General features: G+C 63.4%; 18 protein-coding genes. 11 read left to right on the top strand and 7 right to left on the bottom strand.

Features of this window, described 5'->3' with window-relative positions; genetic code table 11:
* Nucleotides 1-118: 118 nt before the first annotated feature.
* Entirely contained in the window at nucleotides 119-676 is a 558-nt protein-coding gene (locus I7X09_RS06240; RefSeq protein WP_124567879.1) for a DUF6764 family protein, read from the bottom strand.
* 81 nt (nucleotides 677-757) lie between these two features.
* Nucleotides 758-1543 carry an HAD-IIA family hydrolase gene (locus I7X09_RS06245; RefSeq protein ID WP_003941506.1) on the bottom strand — a complete coding sequence of 262 codons (786 nt, stop codon included), beginning with the start codon at nucleotides 1541-1543 and terminating at the stop codon, nucleotides 758-760.
* An 82-nt stretch (nucleotides 1544-1625) separates the two neighbouring features.
* Here I7X09_RS06245 and I7X09_RS06250 point away from each other — a divergent pair, with 82 nt between their 5' ends.
* Nucleotides 1626-2771 carry a PucR family transcriptional regulator gene (locus I7X09_RS06250; RefSeq protein ID WP_200316037.1) on the top strand — a complete coding sequence of 382 codons (1146 nt, stop codon included), beginning with the start codon at nucleotides 1626-1628 and terminating at the stop codon, nucleotides 2769-2771.
* Nucleotides 2772-2927: 156 nt separating this feature from the next.
* Nucleotides 2928-4181: an NAD(P)/FAD-dependent oxidoreductase gene (locus I7X09_RS06255; RefSeq protein WP_200316039.1), complete on the top strand. Its 1254-nt coding sequence runs from the start codon at nucleotides 2928-2930 to the stop codon at nucleotides 4179-4181.
* Here the strand turns inward: I7X09_RS06255 and I7X09_RS06260 are convergent.
* Nucleotides 4153-5544: an amino acid permease gene (locus I7X09_RS06260; RefSeq protein WP_200316041.1), complete on the bottom strand. Its 1392-nt coding sequence runs from the start codon at nucleotides 5542-5544 to the stop codon at nucleotides 4153-4155. The two genes, I7X09_RS06255 and I7X09_RS06260, sit on opposite strands and share 29 nt — an antisense overlap.
* 202 nt (nucleotides 5545-5746) lie before the next feature.
* Here I7X09_RS06260 and I7X09_RS06265 point away from each other — a divergent pair, with 202 nt between their 5' ends.
* The 7 genes from I7X09_RS06265 to I7X09_RS06295 all read left to right on the top strand — a co-directional run bounded on the left by I7X09_RS06265 (nucleotide 5747) and on the right by I7X09_RS06295 (nucleotide 13220).
* Nucleotides 5747-6217, top strand: a complete 471-nt coding sequence (locus tag I7X09_RS06265) for an SRPBCC family protein (RefSeq protein WP_003941500.1) — start codon at nucleotides 5747-5749, stop codon at nucleotides 6215-6217.
* Nucleotides 6218-6251: 34 nt separating this feature from the next.
* Nucleotides 6252-6704 (top strand): hypothetical protein, encoded by a 453-nt coding sequence (locus I7X09_RS06270; protein WP_166810644.1) that lies wholly within the window; start codon nucleotides 6252-6254, stop codon nucleotides 6702-6704.
* A complete protein-coding gene (locus I7X09_RS06275) occupies nucleotides 6694-7713 on the top strand; it encodes a DNA polymerase III subunit beta family protein (protein ID WP_095970443.1) in 1020 nt (339 codons plus the stop codon). Before I7X09_RS06270 ends, I7X09_RS06275 begins: the two co-directional genes overlap by 11 nt.
* 72 nt (nucleotides 7714-7785) lie before the next feature.
* Nucleotides 7786-8499, top strand: coding sequence for a phosphatidylserine decarboxylase (locus tag I7X09_RS06280; protein ID WP_003941540.1), 714 nt, complete (start codon nucleotides 7786-7788; stop codon nucleotides 8497-8499).
* A 59-nt stretch (nucleotides 8500-8558) separates the two neighbouring features.
* On the top strand, nucleotides 8559-9389 hold the full coding sequence (locus I7X09_RS06285; protein WP_029254795.1) for a CDP-alcohol phosphatidyltransferase family protein: 831 nt from the start codon (nucleotides 8559-8561) through the stop codon (nucleotides 9387-9389).
* A gap of 21 nt (nucleotides 9390-9410) precedes the next feature.
* The gene (locus tag I7X09_RS06290) at nucleotides 9411-11588 is read left to right on the top strand and encodes an AAA family ATPase (RefSeq protein WP_003941536.1); all 2178 of its coding nucleotides are present in this window, start codon (nucleotides 9411-9413) and stop codon (nucleotides 11586-11588) included.
* 9 nt (nucleotides 11589-11597) lie between these two features.
* Entirely contained in the window at nucleotides 11598-13220 is a 1623-nt protein-coding gene (locus tag I7X09_RS06295; protein ID WP_200316043.1) for an amidohydrolase, read from the top strand.
* 90 nt (nucleotides 13221-13310) lie between these two features.
* On the opposite strand, the gene I7X09_RS06300 is transcribed toward I7X09_RS06295, so the two are convergent.
* Nucleotides 13311-14219: an aminoglycoside phosphotransferase family protein gene (locus I7X09_RS06300; RefSeq protein WP_200316045.1), complete on the bottom strand. Its 909-nt coding sequence runs from the start codon at nucleotides 14217-14219 to the stop codon at nucleotides 13311-13313.
* A 251-nt stretch (nucleotides 14220-14470) separates the two neighbouring features.
* Between I7X09_RS06300 and I7X09_RS06305 the strand changes: the two genes are divergently transcribed.
* The gene (locus tag I7X09_RS06305) at nucleotides 14471-15709 is read left to right on the top strand and encodes an HNH endonuclease signature motif containing protein (RefSeq protein ID WP_200316047.1); all 1239 of its coding nucleotides are present in this window, start codon (nucleotides 14471-14473) and stop codon (nucleotides 15707-15709) included.
* 88 nt (nucleotides 15710-15797) lie between these two features.
* Here the strand turns inward: I7X09_RS06305 and I7X09_RS06310 are convergent, their stop codons facing one another.
* The 3 genes from I7X09_RS06310 to I7X09_RS06320 are packed head-to-tail and all read right to left on the bottom strand — an operon-like array spanning nucleotide 15798 to nucleotide 18887.
* On the bottom strand, nucleotides 15798-16817 hold the full coding sequence (locus I7X09_RS06310) for a DUF2804 domain-containing protein (RefSeq protein ID WP_200316049.1): 1020 nt from the start codon (nucleotides 16815-16817) through the stop codon (nucleotides 15798-15800).
* A gap of 2 nt (nucleotides 16818-16819) precedes the next feature.
* Complete coding sequence (locus I7X09_RS06315; RefSeq protein ID WP_124567872.1) at nucleotides 16820-17572, bottom strand: isocitrate lyase/PEP mutase family protein; 753 nt, start codon at nucleotides 17570-17572, stop codon at nucleotides 16820-16822.
* A 46-nt stretch (nucleotides 17573-17618) separates the two neighbouring features.
* Complete coding sequence (locus I7X09_RS06320; protein ID WP_095970450.1) at nucleotides 17619-18887, bottom strand: cytochrome P450; 1269 nt, start codon at nucleotides 18885-18887, stop codon at nucleotides 17619-17621.
* A 128-nt stretch (nucleotides 18888-19015) separates the two neighbouring features.
* Here I7X09_RS06320 and I7X09_RS06325 point away from each other — a divergent pair, with 128 nt between their 5' ends.
* On the top strand, nucleotides 19016-19651 hold the full coding sequence (locus tag I7X09_RS06325; protein ID WP_042926208.1) for a TetR/AcrR family transcriptional regulator: 636 nt from the start codon (nucleotides 19016-19018) through the stop codon (nucleotides 19649-19651).
* Nucleotides 19652-19660: the final 9 nt, after the last annotated feature.

Here is a 19660-nt window from a genome sequence, read left to right on the forward strand (position 1 = left end):
CGACGGACGACCGGGGGTGTCTATGGTTCCCGGTCTCACTGCCTCGACCTGGCACTCACGGTTCGCGAGTGCCAACTGCATTTTTAGCACTCGAGCGTGCCGAGTGCAAGGTTGAGCCTCAGCCCGCGATGCAGAACTGTCCGTTACTCAAATTGACCGCAAACGAGAGCACTCCGACGCAGTCGACGCCGTTGGCATCGGCCGTAGCGCCCGCTCCGTAACCGGCGATGGCGAAGGTGACGTTGCCGTCAGCCGCCCCGGCCCGCGCGATCCCGCCGCCGAGCGCAAATGCCTGCGCCTGACCGTTACCGCGAGAAGCCCCCAGCGCGGTTCCGAAGCCGTTTGCATATGAATTGGAGTACCCGTTGTCGGCGGCGACGCTCACGGCGGTACCGCTCTCGGCAGCACCGGCCTGCGAACGGCCGGCTCCGACGGACTGCGCGCCGCAGCTCGCGGTCCCGGAGACCTGGATGTCATTGGCCGACGGCGGCGAGACACACGTGACGGGGGCTGCCGAAGCAGCTCCCGCACCGGTCAGCGCCAGCCCGGCGGCGAGCCCCATACCTACAGTCATCACAGCCCCTGTTCTCGCCAGGCGGCCCCCCAACCGACTACTGGAAATTCCGCTGACTCGAGAGGATGAGCGACGGAACCAGACTGACGAGATCAAGGGCATAGAAAACTCCTTCGTGGAACAAGTTCATTGGATTCGGGCGCGAGAGTACCCGCTCGAGTGAAGTCCGTCACCCCCGCCTGGTCAAGCCTCGAGGACGACCCCGAGAAGGGCCGGAAGATCCGCGACCGAATCGATGACATGATCAGGCTTCTGAACCGACAGGTCGAGCACTGTTTGCCGAAACTTGCCTGTGCGCACCAGAACTCCGGTCAAGCCGACTCGTTGGGAGGAAAGGACGTCCCCGATCAGATCGTCGCCGACCATCACCGTCGCCTCCGGTTCGACATGCATCAGCTCCGTGGCTGTCAGGAACCCCGTGAGAGACGGTTTACCCACTGCGGCGATATTTACACCTGCCACTTCCTCGAAGCCCGGCAAGTACGTTCCTGTATCGATCCGAAGGCCGTCTACGGTCTCCCACATCATGCCGCGGTGCATCGCGACGACGGGCACACCGGCGAGCAGAAGTTCGAGCACTCGGCTCAGCGCCTCGTGGGTGAACTCCGGGCCGGCACCGCCGAGAATCACGACCTCCGGATCGGCATCGTCGAATTCGATTCCCTCGAGATCGGCAGACACGTCACCGTGATTGAGGACCCACGCCCGCGCGTCCGGGTACGTCGCCCGCACGTACTCCCCTGTGAGCCTGGCGGCGGTCACTATCTGGCTCGCCTCGACCTCGATACCCGCATCGCACAATCCCTGCGCGATGAGCGTCGAACTGCGCGAGGTTGTGTTGGTCAGAAATCCACAGGCCAATCCGCGCCGCCGAACTTCGCGTACTGCTTCCCCTGCTCCCTCGATCGGCTGCCAGGACGTGAGCAGGACTCCGTCGATATCGAACAGAACACCTTCGATGTCGGCCATTGCACCAGCCTATATTCGCCATCGAGGTCCTGCCGAGGCGTCGTAACCCGAAATCCGTCGATCGCTCAGTAGGCTCCCACCCATGGACCTGCGCGACGACGACCTCTTCTCCGTTGCCGGTTCTCTGGCCGAATTGCTCGGCGCTCCCGTCACGATCGAGGACGAGAACTCGACTGTCCTCGCGTACTCCGGCGGCGAGCAGGCCGTGGACGAAGCTCGCATCGGCACGATCCTCGGCCGGCAAGTACCCAGTCGATTCCGCCAATTACTCTCCGATGCAGGAGTATTCGATCGCCTCCACCGAGAGAGCGACCCAATCTACGTCGACCTCGAAGACCCTGCGATCACGCCGCGACTGGTCATCGCAGTTCGCGAGAACGATCACCCCGTCGGCTCGATCTGGGTCGCACTCGCCGGAACACCGACGCCCACACAGGAATCGATACTTCGATCCGCGGTATCCGTCGTGGCCGAGAGAATCGCCTCGGAGCGTGACCGGGTCGACAGCACACGCCGTCGCCAATCCCAGCGCGTCCAAGCTCTGATCGGCGGTGGCGAACCCGCATTCCGCGCCGCAGACGACTTGCGGTTGGCAGGCCCGCTCACCGTCGTCGCCGTCGGAACAGTAGCGGGACCACTGCCGGCGGGGTTGGTCGCGTCCTTGAGCTTGTACCTCGACACTCTGGCCGTCGACGCCGTCGCCGCTCAACTGTCCGAGACCATCTACCTTGTCATCGCGACCGACGAGACCAACGCTCGCCGATTGTCCGCCGACTTCCTCACCCGCGCCCGCGGTCGCGAATTCCTGGCAGTGGCCGTCGGCCGGACCGTGAAGTCTGCAAGCGAATCACATCTTTCACGCTCGGACGCCGACCATGTTCTCGGAGCGCTTCGTCATGGCCGGTCCGGCGGAACCGTCGCGGGAATGAGGGACACGTTGGCCTCCGTTCTCGCCCTGCACGTCGCCGACCTCATCGACGGACTCGGCGACTCCACACCACTCGGAAGCCTCGAACGCCACGACTCTCAGCACGGCAGCGATCTGGTCGCGACGGCAAAGGCCTTTCTCGAGCACGGCGGTGACGTGGCGAATTCTTCTGCCGCACTGCATGTTCACCCCAACACGCTCCGCAACCGCCTGCGTCGAGGCAAGGAGATGTGCGGCGTCGACCTGACCGACGCCGACACCCGCTTGATTCTGATGCTGCAGTTCAAACTCGCTCGCTGAGCAGGCGTGGCGGCGCGTTGTGCGAATCCACAACGAGCCGACTCCGACGATGGCCGAACGGCCAGTCCTTTTGCCGCCCCCGCGATTCATGCTTGAGAGAAGAGCCGGATGTGACCGGCGTCTCGGTTCGAGCAGAGTCTGTAGAAGGAGTGCGTCATGGGAACTCGTCAGAGCCCCGATCGTGTGGTCGTGGTCGGTGCGGGTGTTGTCGGATTGTCGACGGCCTGGTTCTTGCAGGAACGTGGAGTCGAGGTCACCGTCGTCGATCGCGACGGCGTCGCAGCCGACGCGAGCTGGGGCAACGCCGGTTGGCTTGCCCCCGCATTGACGCTTCCGCTGCCCGAACCCGCAGTGCTCCAATACGGCTTGCGCGCGATGCTCAGCCCGTCGTCCCCGGTGTACGTGCCACTGACCACCGATCTGAAGCTGATTCGGTTCCTGGTCGGGTTCGCGCGCCACTGCACGCCGTCGAAGTGGCAGGAAGCGATGTCGGTCTACACCGAGGTCAACCGAACAGCCTTGGGCGCGTACGACGAACTCGCCGACGGTGGCGTCAAAGAGCTGACCCGCCTGGCCGATCCTTTCCTCGCCGCGTTTGCGTCCGAGAAGGACCGACAGACCTTGGTGGACGAGTTCCATCACGTCGAGGCCGCGGGCGGAGAAGTCGACTTCGACCTCCTCGACTACGACGCGATTCATTCGCTCGAGCCTTCACTCGGCCAGGGTGTGAAAGCCGGTTTGCGCCTGCGCAATCAGCGTTTCATCGATCCCCCGTTGTTCGTGAACTCGTTGGCGGACGCGGTTCGTGAACGCGGTGGAGAAATCGTCAGCGGTTTCGACGTCACGCAGATCGACGATCGGGTCGGCGGAGTCACTGTTCGCAGTGCACACGGCGATTCACGCGACGGTGACTCCGTAGTCATCTCGAACGGTGCCCGCTTGAACAAGCTCGCAGCACCGTTCGGTGTGCGCAAACTGGTGCAGGCCGGACGCGGATACAGCTTCAGTGTCAAGCCCGAGCACCTCCCCAAGAACCCTGTGTATTTCCCCACCCAGCGCGTCGCATGCACTCCGTTGCACGATCGCTTCCGAGTGGCCGGAATGATGGAATTCCGCAGCCCTGACGCGCCGCTGGATCCGCGCCGCGTGCAGGCGATCATCGATGCGGCCAAGCCGATGCTCAGCGGCATCGACTGGACTGCGCGGGAAGAGGAATGGGTGGGATCACGGCCGTGCACTACCGACGGCTTGCCGTTGATCGGAGCCACGCGCTCGCCGCGCGTGCACGTCGCCGGTGGTCACGGGATGTGGGGAATCGCCCTGGGTCCGTTGACCGGAAAGATGGTGGCCGACTCGATGACCGGCGCTCAGACGCCGACCGTCATGCGCCACTTCGATCCGCTGCGCTGACAGCCGGTTTCACCCACTTGTAGTACGCGCCCGTCAGCAGAACCAGCCATCCGGCACCGACGAGCAAGGCAACTCGGGTATCGGCGATGACGCCGAGCAACACGATGACAAAAGCCAGGAACACGATCGCGAAGATTTGACCGTACGGCCACAGCGGCACTGGAAACTTCAGTGCCGCTGTTTCGTCTGCACTCATCTGAGCGCGGGAACGGAACTGCGAGAGCAGGATCATGATCCAGACGAAAATGGTGGCGAAGGTCGCCAGCGAGGCGATGACGAGGAACACCTGGTCCGGAATCAGGTAGTTGAGCAGTACTCCCACCAACAGGGCACCGGTCATGATGACAACGGTCATCCACGGAACACCGTTGGCGGAGACTCTCTTCATCACCTGCGGGGCCTGACCGGCATGCGACATTCCGAACATCATGCGACCCGCACCGAAAACGTCGCTGTTGATGGCCGACAGGGCCGCGGTGATGACAACGATGTTGAGGATCGAAGCGGCCGTTCCCAATCCGAGGTTCTCGAAGATCTGGACGAACGGACTGTTGTCGGAGTTGATGGTCTGCCACGGAATGATCGCCATGATGACGGCGAGGGTGCAGATGTAAAAGAGAATGATGCGCACCGGGACCGTGTCGACGGCTTTCCTGATGGTCTGCGCCGGATCCTCGGCTTCGCCCGCGGTGATACCGATGATCTCGGTGCCGCCGAACGCGAACATGACGATCGCGAAACACGCGACGAATCCGCCGAAGCCCGTCGCGAAGAACCCGCCGTCCGACCAGAGGTGGCTGATTCCGGCATCGGTGTCGTGGACGCCGAATCCGAACACGATGATCGCGATGCCGCCGGCGATCATCGCGATGATGGCGGTGATCTTCACGAGCGTGAACCAGAATTCCAGTTCGCCGAAAACCTTGACGCTCAACAGGTTTATCGCGCCGATGAAGAAGACGACAGCCAGAACCCAGATCCATCTCGGTACGTCCGGGAACCAGAACTGCATGTACAGGCCGAAGGCGGTGACGTCGGCGAGGCACACGATCACCATCTCGAACGTGTACGTCCACCCGGTCATGAAACCGGCGAGTGGTCCGAGGTGCTTGTTCGCGTACTCGCTGAACGAACCGGAAACCGGGTTACGGACCGCCATCTCGCCGAGCGCTCGCAACACCAGGTAGACCGCGATACCGCCGATCAGGTAGGCCAGGAGCACCGACGGGCCGGCTCGTTTGATGGCCTCGGCGCTGCCGTAGAACAGTCCGGTTCCGATGGCCGATCCGAGGGCGATGAAGCGGATATGGCGCGCTGTCAGCCCTCGCTTGAGGCCATCCTGCGTCGCGGCGTCGCTGTTCACTTCTCGGTACTCCAGTCGGATGGATCGTCATACGTGCGCGAAATACGTGCGCGAACCATTGTCCGCTACCACCGCGCGTGTTCCCGCACGACCCTGTTGGACGGCCGTACAGTGACCTGACACACATGGTCCATTGACGGATCGCTTACGATCGACAAAAGTGTTTGTAACTTTACGTAGCATCAACTCGACTGGAGAGACTGTGTCCAACACCCTCGAAGCAAGCATCGACATCGACGCATCACCGCAGGACGTGTGGGCAATCGTCGCCGACCTGCAGCGTATGGGCGAATGGAGCCCCCAGTGCAAGGTGATGAAGGTGATCGGCGGGACCGTGCGTGAGGGCGCCAAGACGATCAACGTCAACCGCAAGGGCCTGCTGGTCTGGCCGACGTCGTCGAAGGTCGTTCGCTTCGAACCCAACAAGTCGGTGGCGTTCCGTATCGCGGAGAACCGCACGATCTGGTCCTACGAACTCGAGCCGACCGCTACCGGCACCAAGGTGACCGAGCGTCGCGAGGCTCCCACCGGAACGTCGAAGGTCTCGCAGTTCCTCGTCAAGACCGTCCTGGGCGGAAACGCAGACTTCGAGGTCGAACTCGTCGAAGGCATGAACGCCACCTTGAAGCGTGTGAAGAGCGAGGCCGAGGCGGCTGCACGCACCTCTGCTTGACCCTCGACCTGGTCGAGGCATCAGGATCCGTTCCATGGATCCCGTGATGACACAGATAGCGCAGGCACAAGAATTGGCGAGCTCCGGCGATCGAGCCGGGGCTCGCTCTGCGTTCGAGAAGGTGTGGGAAGAGATCAGCGTCGCCCCAGACGCGCTCCACGTCGTCTCCCTCGCGCACTACATGGCCGACGTTCAAGACGATCCGGCTCAGGAGCTCTGCTGGGACCTGCGCGCCCTCGACGCTGCCGATTCGTTGACCGACGCGCGAGCCCAGGAACACCACGCATCGCTGCAGGTGGCCGGTTTCTATCCATCGCTGCACCTCAACCTGGCTGCCGACTACCGCAAACTCGGACGCGACGCCGAGGCCGTCGAGCATCTGACGAAGGCCGAGGCGTCGGTCGGCACACTCGCCGACGACGGTTACGGCCGGATGATCAGGGACGCTATCGAGCGACTGCGGGCAGAATTGATCCGTGACCACTAGTTCCGCCCTCCTGACGATCGGCGAGATGTCCCGGGCGTCGGCGCTCCCGATCAGCGCGCTGCGGTTCTACGACAAGGAAGGCGTGCTCGTCCCGCATTCCGTCGATCCGAACACCGGTTACCGCTGGTACACCGACGACCAGCTCCGCAACGCACGTGTGATCGCCGGTATGCGACGGGTCGGTGTTCCAATCCGCGACATGATGGCCGTCCTGACCGGGCCGGAACCCCATTCGTGCCTGGACGCCCATCTGCGCAACCTCGAGGACGGTCTCGCCGACGCCCGCGCCGAACTGGGGCGAATTCACCGGCTGATCGACTCGCTACCTGCCTCCGGCGGCGTGGACATCGACTCGTGGGATCTACGACGCGCACTCGACGCCGTGCTGTTCGCCGTGAACGAGGAATCTGAGTTCCCGATACTTCGCGGCGTCCACCTCGACATTCACGACGGCGTCGCTGCGTTTGTCACCACTGATCAGTTCCGGCTCGCGGTCGCCGAGGTGAAAGTTCACTCCGCTCTGACGGTGTCCGCTGTCGTTCCCGTGGCCTTCGCGCGATTGTTACGCGATGTCGCCGGCGTCGTGACGCTGACTTTCTCCGCGCGCACGGTGACTGCGTCGTATCCGGGAGGTGAGGTGTCCAGCCCGCTGATCGAGGACGGCGAGTTCCCCGATCACCGAATCCTGCGCGAGCACAACGACGCCGTCGAACTGAGCGGCGACCTACTTGCCGCCCTGCTCAACGGCACCGAGGACAGCGCCGTCGTCAGCGTCGGCGAAGACGGTGGTGCACGGGTGAATCCGGGCGGAATGGATCCCCGTGAACAGTTCCGAGTACTGGTCGACCGACAGCGACTGCGCGACGCCGCCGCAGCCCAACCGGGGCGGCAACTGGTGATCCGAGTAAGCGGTGCGGCGCTACCGCTGGCGATACGCACCGGCGACTGTGTCGGGTACTACTCGTACTTGATGCCACTACAGCCTGTAGGAGAGAAGGCGTTCACGTAATCTATGGATGCTCTACCACCCCGTACTGTCAGTGCGACCAGCAGAAGACCTACCGAGTAGTTAGAGGAGCCTGTGGCACGCCGACCCACACCCCCCGGAACCCCGCAACCCACCGGGATCGGACATATCGTCGATCTGGTTCGCCATGCGATTCCGCCACTTCATCCCGCCGGCCTGCCGTTCGTGCTGGCCCCGCTGGGAGTTGCAGCTCTGGGCCGCAACCGTAAGTGGGTGCGCCGAGCCGGTCTGACCACCGCCGCCGCATGCGCCACGTTCTTCCGTCACCCGCACCGGGTGCCGCCCAACCGCATCGGCGTCGTCGTCGCACCCGCCGACGGCGAGGTGGCGCTGGTCGACAACGCCGTTCCGCCCGCCGAGCTCAATCTCGGAAGCGAGCCGCGCCCGCGCGTCAGCATCTTCCTCTCGGTTCTCGACGTGCATGTCCAGCGCAGCCCTGTCGGTGGAACGGTCAAAGAGGTCGTTCACCAGGCAGGCAAGTTCCTCTCCGCAGATCTCGCCGACGCCAGCGAGGTCAACGAGCGCAACAGCATGCTGATCGAAACCGCCGATGGTCACGACGTTGCGGTTGTCCAGATCGCGGGACTGCTCGCACGCCGCATCGTCTGCTACGCCGGTGTCGGTGACGTCCTGCCGATCGGCGACACGTACGGACTGATCCGTTTCGGCTCACGCGTCGACACCTATTTCCCCGCCGGAACCACACTCCTGGTCGAGCCGGGACAACGCACGATCGGTGCTGAAACAGTTATCGCGCAACTGCCGTGAAGACGCCGAAGATGAAGTCAGCCGTGAAGAAGCCGGGAGCAGCCCAACCCGGCGCGAAGATGCCCAAACGCACCCAGGCGGTGCGGTTGCTGCCGTCCGTCATCACCATCCTGGCGCTGTGCGCCGGGCTGTCCGCCGTCAAATTCGCTCTCGACGGACAACCCGGTACCTCGCTCGCGATGATCGGCGCCGCTGCCGTCCTCGATTCACTCGACGGCCGCATCGCGCGACTGCTCGACGCCACCAGCAAGATCGGCGCCGAACTCGACTCACTGGCCGACTCCATCTCCTTCGGCGTCGCCCCGGCCCTGGTCCTGTACGTGACCTTGCTGGACGGCACCAGCATCGGCTGGATCATCGCGTTGATCTACGCGGTCAGCATCGTGTTGCGACTCGCACGTTTCAACACTCTGCTCGACGACGACGACGTCCCCGCGTATGCACGTGAGTACTTCGTCGGCGTTCCGGCTCCGGCCGGCGCACTCATCGCCCTCACTCCCCTGGCCGCGACGGCTCAGTGGGGTGACGGCTGGTGGTCTTCGCACTTCGTCGTCATCGTGTGGACGCTCTTCTCGGCTGCACTGATCGTCAGCCGCATCCCGACGCTGGCGATGAAGTCGGTATCCGTGCCGCCGCACATGGCGGCCGGCCTGCTCGTCCTGGTGACGTTGGCTGCGGCCGCACTCATCACCTACCCGTACATCCTGCTGATCGTTCTCATCGCGATCTACCTGGTGCACATCCCGTTTGCCGTGCACTCGAAGCGGTGGGTGGCAGCACGTCCCGAAACCTGGGACATCAAGCCTTCCGAACGCCGCGCGATCCGACGCCAACCCAACGTCGGTGGCCGCCGCTCGGCCGCTCGTCTCGGATTGCGGCGACCCCGCTAGTCCACGACGTACTCTCGAGAGGTGACTTCGCCGGAACTCGCCCTCACCGTTCGACTCAACACCTCTGCCGCCGACCTACGCCGCGGGGTAGTGCGCTTGCACCCCGAAGCGTTGGCGGCGTTGGGCATCCGCGAATGGGATGCCATCGCACTCATGGGAGCCCGCGGCACCGCGACCGTCGCGGGCCGTGCGCCCACCGGAACCCCGGCAGGCACGATCCTTCTCGACGACGTCACCATGTCGAACGTCGGCCTGACCGAGAACTCTTCCGTCGTGGTCGGTCCGGTGACGGTGTACGGAGCGCGATCCGTCTCCGTCACCGGCTCGTCCATGGCGACAAATTCGATCAGCTCGACGGTTCTGCGACAAGCCCTTCTGGGCAAGGTCGTCAGCGTCGGCGACACGGTCTCGCTCCTCCCCCGCGATCTCGGTCCGGGTACGAGCACTTCCGAAGCCACCCAAGCGCTTTCCCGTACCTTCGGCGTCGCGTGGACATCCGAACTGCTCACTGTCACGGCCGTCGAACCTGCCGGTGGTCCGGTCAGCGTCCAGCCGAATTCGGCGGTCAACTGGGGTTCCGGCTCGGCGGGCACACTGACACCGAGTGCGCTTGTTTCCAGTCCGGCCGCCGTCGCGATCGAGCCTGCGCCGTCGGTTCCGCTGGATCACCTTGTCGGCGCGCAAGCGCAGGCAGCCAAGCTGACCGAGTGGCTCGGCCTGGCACTCGACGAACCAGAACTGCTCCGTACGCTCGGCGCCTCCCCGCACCTCGGCGTCCTCATCACGGGCCCCGCCGGCGTGGGCAAAGCCACGTTGGCCCGCTCGGTCCTGTCCTCGCGCAAACTGGTCGAACTCGACGGTCCGGGAGTCGGTGCCACCGAGGCGAATACCCGCCTGCAGCGAATCGTCGACGCCGTTGCTGCCGTGCGCGGCGGTGGTGTACTGCTGATCAGTGACATCGACGCTCTGCTTCCGGCCACCGCGGAACCGGTGTCCGCACTGATCCTCGAACAACTGCGCAGCGCCGTCGCAACCCCGGGCGTGGCATTCGTCGCGACCTCCGCTCATCCGGAGACCGTCGACGCGCGCCTTCGCGGCCAGGATCTCTGCGATCGAGAACTCGCACTTACCCTGCCGGACGGCGCAACTCGCAAGGCGTTGCTCGAACTCCTGCTCCGCCGCGTGCCCACCGGAACCCTCGAACTCGACGCCATCGCCTCGCGCGCACCCGGATTCGTGGTCGCCGACCTCGCGGCGCTCTGCCGTGAAGCTGCCTTGCGAGCGGCGACGCGGGCGTCCAAATCCGGTGATTCTCCGGAGATCACGCAGGAAGATCTTGTCGGGGCCCTCGAAGTGATTCGGCCACTGTCCCGTTCGAGTACCGAAGAACTGTCGATCGGCAGCGTCACCCTCGACGACGTCGGCGACATGGTCGAAACCAAACAGGCCCTCACCGAAGCGGTGCTGTGGCCGCTGCAGCACCCCGACTCCTTCGCGCGCCTCGGTGTCGACCCGCCCCGCGGCGTGCTCCTCTACGGCCCTCCTGGCTGCGGCAAGACGTATCTCGTTCGCGCCCTTGCCAGCTCGGGTCACCTCAGCGTCCACGCCGTCAAAGGGGCTGAGCTGATGGACAAGTGGGTCGGCGCCTCCGAAAAGGCCGTACGCGAGTTGTTCCAGCGCGCACGCGATTCGGCGCCCTCGTTGATCTTCCTCGACGAAATCGACGCCCTTGCCCCGCGTCGTGGTCAAAGTTCCGACTCCGGGGTGTCGGATCGCGTCGTAGCCGCGTTGCTGACCGAACTCGACGGCGTCGAGCCGCTACGCGACGTCGTGGTGTTGGGCGCCACCAACCGACCGGATCTGATCGACCCAGCCCTTCTGCGGCCCGGCAGACTCGAACGACTCGTATTCGTGCCGCCGCCGGATGCGGAGGCTCGCAAAGCGATTCTGCGTGCTTCCGGCAAGTCGGTACCGCTCGCCGAAGATGTCGATTTGGACATTCTGGCCGTCGATCTCGAGGGATACTCGGCAGCAGACTGCTCGGCTCTCCTGCGTGAGGCTGCACTCGCCGCCATGCGTCGGAGCATGGACGCGGCCGACGTGACGGCCGCGGACGTGGCAACCGCCCGTGAGAAGGTACGTCCCTCACTCGATCCCGAGCAGGTGGCACACCTACAGGCGTACGCGGACAACCGATAAGGACTGACCATGGCTGCTGATCTGGTTCTGTACGGCGACATCGTGACCATGCACGAGGAATCACCACGCGCCCAGGCGCTCGCCGTGACGGGCGGCCGGATCACGGCCGTCGGCGCGCGCACGGACGTCGAGGAACTGGTGGGGCCGGATACCCGCGTCGTCGACGTCGGAGGTGCCACTGTTCTGCCGGGGTTCATCGAGCCGCACGGTCACCCCCTCGAAGAAGCGATCGTGCTCGGGCCTGACGTCGTCGACATCCGGCCCGTCACGATCGCCGAGGCGGATGCCGTAGTTGCTGCCGTCGTCGACACTGTTCGTTCGCGAGGCGCTGCCGGTGCTTCTCTGAATGGTTGGGACCCGTTGCTGCAGAAGGGCCTACCCGACCCGACCATCGACTGGCTGGACTCCGTCGCGCCGGAGCACCCCCTCGTGATCATGCACAACTCGGGTCACGTCGCGTATTTCAACACGGCGGCAGCAGTGCAGGCCGGGATCACCCGCGATACCCCCGATCCGATCGGCGGATCGTACGGCCACGACGCGACGGGCGCACTCGACGGAGCCGCGTACGAAATGCCTGCGGTGTTCGCAGTCGCGGGCCACGCAGTCACCATCGGTGACGACTTCCCCGCACTGGTGGCGGCCGAATGCGCCCGACTGAACGCCGCCGGAATCACCACCATCGCCGAATTGTCGTTCGACCCCAAGATGCGGCCCGCCCTGGCAGCGATAGCCGACGCCGGACTGCTCACCACCCGCCTGCGGCTCTACGAAATGTCCAACGACGCACGCACTACCGAGGCGTCGCCGGGCGACGGAAACGACCTGGTGCGCCAGATCGGCATCAAGGTCTGGTCCGACGGTTCGCCGTGGGTCGGCAACATCGCCACCAGCTTCCCGTATCTCGATACCGAGGCAACCCGCGCGCTCGGGATCGCCTGCACACACGGGCACGCCAACTACACCGGCGAACAGATCCACGACATCAGTTCCGCCTACTTCGCCAACGGGTGGCAGATGGCATGCCACGCCCACGGCGACGACGCGATCACCATGGTTCTCGACGCGTGGGAGCAACTTCTGAAGGAGCACCCCCGGCCCGATCACCGGTTGCGTCTCGAACACGTCGGCGCGATGCGTCCGGATCAGTTCGTCCGCGCAGCGGAACTGGGCGTCACGGTCAGCATCTTCATCGACCACCTGCACTATTGGGGCGACGTTCTGGTGGATGACCTGTTCGGCCCCGAATACGGATCCGTTTGGGCCGCAGCAGGATCTGCACTCGCTGCCGGACAGCGGTTCACCTTCCACAACGACGGTCCCGTCACCCCCGCCAATCCGCTACGGAATATGCAGGACGCTGTCACCAGACTTTCGCCGAGTGGCCGAGTAGTCGCGCCTCAGGAGCGGATCCCCGTGGACGCCGCCGTGCGCGCCCATACGGTCAACGCCGCGTGGCAGCTGTTCAGCGAAGATCACATCGGGTCCATCTTCCCCGGCGCCTACGCGGATCTTGTTGTGCTGTCGGCGAATCCCCTCGATGTCGAGCCGACCGAGTTGGCCGAGATCACGGTGCTCGCCACCGTCCTGGAGGGCCGGACGGTGTACGGGGATCTGAGCGCGATCGGCTGATCGGTCGCCGAACGCCGTGGACAAAGGCCGTAAACCTTCTCTGCTCGATTTCCAAGGATCGTTGCGAGAACGGAGACGGCGCAAGTGGTCTCAGGGTTCAGTGCGGATGTCGTCAATGACCTGGGCAATCGCATGTTTCGCCCAGATCGTGATCTGCTCGTTCGTGTCGCGGTAGTACGGCAAGGCAACCAATGCAATCGACAGAGCCCATGCGCGGCCACGCGTCCAAGTGTCGTCGTCCACGTCAACACGAAGCCGGAATGTATGCCGAGTGCTCGGCGTCAGCAGAGTCCATGCAATCAGGCAGTCGATTGCCGGGTCTCCGAGAGCGAGTCCACCCCAATCGATCACGGCCGAAAGGCTGCAGTCGCTCACCAGGATGTTTCCCGGGTGCAGATCCGAGTGCATCCACACCGCTGGGCCTGCGTAGTCGATGACGTGGCGCGCCTTTTCCCACGCCACCTCCGTCAGCGCTCCGTTCAGCAGGTCGCCACAGGCTGCAATACTCGCCCGAGTCGCTGAATCTCGTCGCTCAATCGGGTCGGCCCGGTAGGAATGCAGCGATCCCTGTGGGCGCAATCCGAGTGTGTCGATGCGACGTAGACTGTTGACGAAGTCTGCGAGTTGGATGGCCAGGTGGTCATCGACTATGCCGGGCACAGGGTTTCGCCCTGGCACCCACGGGTGCACCGACCATTGCCACGGGTATCCGAAGGCCGCCTCACCCACACCTACTGGAACGGGCACGGGGACCGGTAGGTGTGGAGCCAGATGTGGCACCAACTGTTGCTCCTTTGTGATTCCCTCTGCCGCACCTGGGGTGCGGGGCATACGGATTACCAGCAAATCGCCTAATCTGATCATGACGTTGTCGGTGCCGATCGACTCCACTAAGCGCAACGGCAGATTGGCCCACTGTGGCATCTGACTCGAGAGCAATCGCCGCACCAACGCAACATCGATGTCTGGTTCCTCTATGTGCAACTTCCGAATCTTCATGACATGAGCAAACCACTCCCGCACATTCCGGCGATCAAGAAGTCATGAAGAAGACAACAGTCGCACAGTGCCGACAATGTCCGTCCGCATCACCGACCGCGACACATCCAGACCTCCTTCGCCGTGACTGCCGCACATCGAATGAAGATCCGAAAAGTCCCAAAAATCGGAATTGTCGAAAATTATTGCATAGGAACAGTTTTCGAGATACAAGTCTTGTATTCGAAACTTTGTTCGAATATGATTGCTTCATGAACAGTCGGGAAGCATGGCAGCTGGATGGCGAGGACCTCAAAGGTGAGGTTCTGGGTCTGGTGCGCGCCCGACACGAGTTGCAGTCGCGGATGGTGTTGCTGATCGTGGAGATGTTTTCCCGGGAGATTCTCGGTGGGAAGGGTTTTCGGGCGATCGCGCAGTGGTTACATGGTTCGACGAATCTGGAGATCGGCGAGTGCAGCCTGCTGGTCGGGTTGGCGCGATTGTTGATGCTCGAACCCGTGGTGGGCGATGCGTTTCACCGCGGTGACGTGGATGCGTTGAAGGCCCGGCAGGTGGCGTCGTTTTGTCAGCATCCGCCCAAGAACATGACCCCGGCCGATGTCGACAAGGCGCGGGGGATTTTGCTGTCGTTGGCGTCGAAGAACATCGCGGATTGTGATGCGGTGCGGGCGGCGATCCGTCGAATCGAGAAGCAGTACGGCACACGCGAGGACGGGGTCCCGGTCGGGGAAGACTCTGAGCGCAATGAGTTCTACGCCTCGAAAGGCTTGTACGGGCGGGTCACGGTCAAGGGTGATTTGGATGCTGTGAACGGGGCCCGGTTGATCACGTTGTTGTCGAGCCTGTCGGCTCCGACACCGGAGAAAGACGGCGTCAAAGACACCCGCACGCCGGCATTACGACGCGCGGACGGGTTCTGCGAAATGTTGCGCCGGTACGAGCGGGCGGGGTTGGGTCCGATCGAGGGTGGGGTGAAACCGCACATCACGATCACCGCCAGCGCCAAAGACATGACCGACCTCAAAGCATTGAAGGATATGTTGCCGTCCACTGAGGAACTGGGGTTCGCGTGGACGGATTGGGTGGGCCCGATCAGTATCGACACGGCCCGGATGCTGGCCTGCGACTGCACGGTCACGCGGATCTTGTTGGACGAGAATGGTGTTCCGCTCGACTGCGGCAAGGAAGCCAGAACCGCAACGGTGCCGCAAAGGCGAGCATTGGCCGTCCGGGATGGCGGGTGCGCGTTTCCGGGGTGCGGAACACCATCGGGGTGGTGCGATGCCCACCATATTGTTCACTGGAATGATGGTGGCCCAACAGATCTCGACAATCTGATCTTGTTGTGCGGCCACCATCACCGGACACTGCACCACACCGAGTGGAGGGTGGAGATCGGCCCGGATCGGAAGTCGGTGTTCTATCCACCGATGTCGATCGACCCGTATCAGCAGCCGATCGGCGGGAACAGTCCACCGACCGCGGCGTGAACCGCGACAACTGAAGACGTGAGCACCGAGGCACCTCCATGCCTCGGTGCTCGTGCTGTGTTCTGGCGCCTTCGCGGAGACGTAAGCCTTACCAGCGGTTCCGAACCTCCTCGGCAAATCCGAGGAGATCTCGAACCACCACGGAGATACCGTCGTCGAGGATCACTGTGCCGGAGAACTTTCCGAACACCTGATGCTGAATCGAACGCAGCACCCCGACGTCGAAAGTCGCGGCACGGTCGATGATCGGCTCGAAAGTCATCTCGAAGCGACCGTCGTTGCTCGAGAAGTTCCACGGAGCGCCGTCGTACGTTCCCTGCGGGATATCGAAGTCGATCCTGTCCAGTTTGTGCGCCCGTCCTCCGACAAACACGATGTTCTCGCTGGCTGCCCTGGTATCCCCGAAACCGTACCCGATGTTGAATCCGAACCGCTCGCCGTTCACCAGTCCGGATGCAGAACCCCAGTACCAGGTGTTGTCGTAAGTCCAGACTCCCCTGCCCCAATCGAGAACGCCGAATGAGTCTTCCGAGCGAAATGTGAAGTCGTCGCTCCCGATTCGCACGGTCCCGGCAGCGGGCAGGCAGTTGATCTTCTGGTTGTAGTAAAACGATCGGGACGCCTTCGGAAACGGTGTGGCGATCACCATCCGGTCATCGGCAGGACTCGCCAGGAACAAATCAGCATGAAGACCTCGCCCACCGTCGAAAGCCGGGTAGTCGACGATCAGGTGGCGCCCACCGTCCACATGGCGAAACTCGAAGCGAGCTTTACCTTTCGACACCACCACATCACCGTCGTCCGCGCTTTCGGGCAGACCGAGCCTTCCCATCGGGAACGGCAGCATCACGTTTTCGGTGATCTCGTGTGGTGTTCGGAAATCGAGCCAGGAGACTCCGAGCAAGCCCATGTACCCGTTGTCGGCGACGGTCAACGCGATGCCGTAATCCGCAGTGTGAACGCAGTAGTAGTCCCACTCCTTGATCCGGAACTTGGGAGCGGTGATCGCAGAGCGTCGATACTTGCGAATTTCCGATGGGGCCCAACCCGTCTCGACCAAATGTCCGCGATCGTCGAGAAGCGGGCCGGGCGACATCAGTGTCTGCATTCTTACTTCCAGCGTCCCAATATCTCGTTCGCACGGTTGGCCAAGGCCATCTGGAAGAACGGACCGAAGCTCACACGCGCCACTCCGAGCGGCCCGAAACTTGCCGGGTCATCCTGGTCCGGAATTCCGATCGCATTGATCGGAAGTGGAAGTTCGGACGTCAGGCGGCGCTGGGTCGCGTCGTCATGCCGCCCGACGGGGTAAAGAACGTCGGCACCGGCGTCGGCTGCCAACTTCAGGCGTGCGATGGCGCGATCGACGCGATCGGACTCGTCTCCGACCTGCTTCACGAACAGGTCGGTGCGTGCGTTGACGACGACGTGAACTCCGGCGGCGTCGGCGGCCTGGCGAAGCCCACCCACGAAGTCGGCGTGCTCCTGCGCCTCACGCAAGCGTCCGCCTTCACTGTGGACGGTGTCCTCGATGTTGAGTCCGACAGCGCCGGCATCGATCAACCCGTCGATGAGAACTGCCGGCTCGAGCCCGTAACCACCCTCGATGTCCACCGAGATCGGGGCGTCGACCGCACCGGTGATCTGCTTGATCCGGTGGAGAAGCTCCTCGAAGGTGATGCCCTCGTTGTCCGGCTTGCCGATGGAATCGGAAACCGGGTGGCTGCCCACCGTCAGGGCTGCAAAACCGGCAGCCACCGCAAGATTCGCCGACCATGCGTCCCACACAGTCGGGAGAATGACCGGGTTGCCTGGCTGGTGCAACGCCAGTAGTGCAGTTGCCTTGTCGTTGATCGAAGTCATGCGGTGGCTCCTCGAGATCGTGGGGTGTACCTCTCACCTACCGACTCTAGTGAGCGACCGGGCAGCCTGTGCTCTTGTAATCGACCTGGAACTCCTTGATGCCGTTGATCCAACCCGAGCGCAGACGGCGCGGATCACCGATCTTGGTGATGTCCGGGACGTTGTCGGCAATCGCGTTGAACATCAAGTCGATCTCCATGCGAGCGAGGTTGGCACCGATGCAGAAGTGCGCGCCCGTTCCGCCGAAGCCCAAGTGCGGATTGGGGTTACGAGTGATGTCGAACGTCATCGGGTTCTCGAACACGTCCTCGTCGAAGTTCGCGGAGCTGTACAGCATCACCACGCGCTGACCCTTCTTGATCGACACTCCTGCCAATTCCGTGTCCTCGAGCGCGGTGCGCTGGAATGCGGTGACGGGTGTCGCCCAACGGACGATCTCGTCGGCTGTCGTCTTGGGACGCTCCTTCTTGTACAGCTCCCACTGCTCAGGGTTGTCCAGGAACGCGATCATGCCGTGTGTGATGGCGTTGCGGGTGGTCTCGTTCCCCGCGACCGCCAGAATCAGCACGAAGAACCCGAACTCTTCCGGGCTCAAAGCGTCGCCGTCGATGTCGGCCTGGACCAGAGTCGTGACGATGTCATCTGCCGGGCAGGTACGACGCGCGTCTGCCATTTGGTACGCGTATCCAAGGACCTCGGTGGACGCGACTGCCGGATCACCCTGGTATTCCGGGTCGTCGTAGCCCATCATCTCGTTGGACCACTTGAACAGCTTGTCCCGATCGTCCTGCGGTACACCGATCAGATCCGCGATCGCCTGGAGCGGCAGCTCGCTGGCAACCTGCTTCACGAAGTCGCCCGGGCCTTCGCTCACAGCGGTGTCGACGATGCTGCGCGCACGACGATCCAATTCGTCGCGCATGCCGTTGATCGCGCGCGGCGTGAACAGCTTCGAAATCAGCTTGCGGAGCTTGGTGTGCTCCGGCGCATCCTTGTTGAGCAGAAGATGGCGGAGCATCTCGACGGCCTCGCGAGGCATGTCGTCGGCGAAACGCGCGATCGCGGTGTTCTCCCAGCTCGAGAACACATCACTGCGCTGGCTGACCTCTTTGACGTCAGCGTGACGCGAGACCACCCAGTAGCCCTCGTCCTGGAATCCGCCGACCGTCGGCGGCTGCTCACACCACCACACGGGTGCGTTGCGACGCAGTTCGGCGAACTCCTCGAAAGGGATCCGCTCCCCGAGGACAGCAGGATCGGTGACGTCGAATCCGGCCGGCAGGTCAGGTGTGCGTGTTGTGTCCGAAATGGTCATGGCGTCCTCTGATCGGTCGATTGTGCGCTACACCACAGAGTAGCTTTCACTAACGGCCTGTCAAGTGAAAGACGGCCAGTCTCGTGCAACCGTCCCGCAAGAGCCCCCGCGGCACTAGGATCCCGGTAATGACAGATACCTCCGGCAGACTGACGCTGCGAGAGAAGCAGAAGCAGCGAACCCGCGCAGACCTCGTGGATGCCGCCGGCGCGCTCTTCACCGAACGCGGATACGCGGCTGTCACCGTCGAGGACATCGCCGGCCGGGTCGGTTGCAGCCGAGCCACCTTCTACCTGCACTTCCCCGGCAAGATCGACATACTCAAGGCCCTCGGCTCGAACACTGTCGTATCCAGCACGCTCGCGATATTCCAGGATCTCGACCACGTACTCGATTCCGGTTCGCGCGAAGAATTCGCCGGCTGGATCAACCGCGCCCTCGACTGGTGCCGCGATCACCACCACATGATGCGGGCGTGGGACGAGGCCATGGTCCTCGAACCCGAATTCCGGACACTGGCCCGCGAAGGCATCTCTGCACTGCCCAACGCGATGCCGTCGTACCTCGCCCGGTGGCCGCAGAGCCGACACGACGAGGCGAAACTCCGGGTCGAACTCCTGCTGACACAGGTCGAGCGCTTCTTCATTCGCTGGGCCGAGCAGGGCGCGATCACCGCGGGTGCGGACGTCGCAGCAGACGTTCTCACCGACATCTGGTTTCCGGCACTCACGCCGCCCACGACCGATGTTGCGGCGCCGCGATAGGTTGGCCCG

Source organism: Rhodococcus sp. P-2 (genome assembly GCF_016598535.1).
Lineage (GTDB): Bacteria > Actinomycetota > Actinomycetes > Mycobacteriales > Mycobacteriaceae > Rhodococcus_F > Rhodococcus_F baikonurensis.

Coding starts and splice junctions, on each gene's coding strand:
- I7X09_RS06240 (WP_124567879.1), bottom strand. CDS start 676: ATGCCCTTGATCTCGTCAGTCTGGTTCCGTCGCTCATCCTCTCGAGTC.
- I7X09_RS06245 (WP_003941506.1), bottom strand. CDS start 1,543: ATGGCCGACATCGAAGGTGTTCTGTTCGATATCGACGGAGTCCTGCTC.
- I7X09_RS06250 (WP_200316037.1), top strand. CDS start 1,626: ATGGACCTGCGCGACGACGACCTCTTCTCCGTTGCCGGTTCTCTGGCC.
- I7X09_RS06255 (WP_200316039.1), top strand. CDS start 2,928: ATGGGAACTCGTCAGAGCCCCGATCGTGTGGTCGTGGTCGGTGCGGGT.
- I7X09_RS06270 (WP_166810644.1), top strand. CDS start 6,252: ATGGATCCCGTGATGACACAGATAGCGCAGGCACAAGAATTGGCGAGC.
- I7X09_RS06285 (WP_029254795.1), top strand. CDS start 8,559: ATGCCCAAACGCACCCAGGCGGTGCGGTTGCTGCCGTCCGTCATCACC.
- I7X09_RS06295 (WP_200316043.1), top strand. CDS start 11,598: ATGGCTGCTGATCTGGTTCTGTACGGCGACATCGTGACCATGCACGAG.
- I7X09_RS06300 (WP_200316045.1), bottom strand. CDS start 14,219: ATGAAGATTCGGAAGTTGCACATAGAGGAACCAGACATCGATGTTGCG.
- I7X09_RS06305 (WP_200316047.1), top strand. CDS start 14,471: ATGAACAGTCGGGAAGCATGGCAGCTGGATGGCGAGGACCTCAAAGGT.
- I7X09_RS06310 (WP_200316049.1), bottom strand. CDS start 16,817: ATGCAGACACTGATGTCGCCCGGCCCGCTTCTCGACGATCGCGGACAT.
- I7X09_RS06315 (WP_124567872.1), bottom strand. CDS start 17,572: ATGACTTCGATCAACGACAAGGCAACTGCACTACTGGCGTTGCACCAG.
- I7X09_RS06320 (WP_095970450.1), bottom strand. CDS start 18,887: ATGACCATTTCGGACACAACACGCACACCTGACCTGCCGGCCGGATTC.
- I7X09_RS06325 (WP_042926208.1), top strand. CDS start 19,016: ATGACAGATACCTCCGGCAGACTGACGCTGCGAGAGAAGCAGAAGCAG.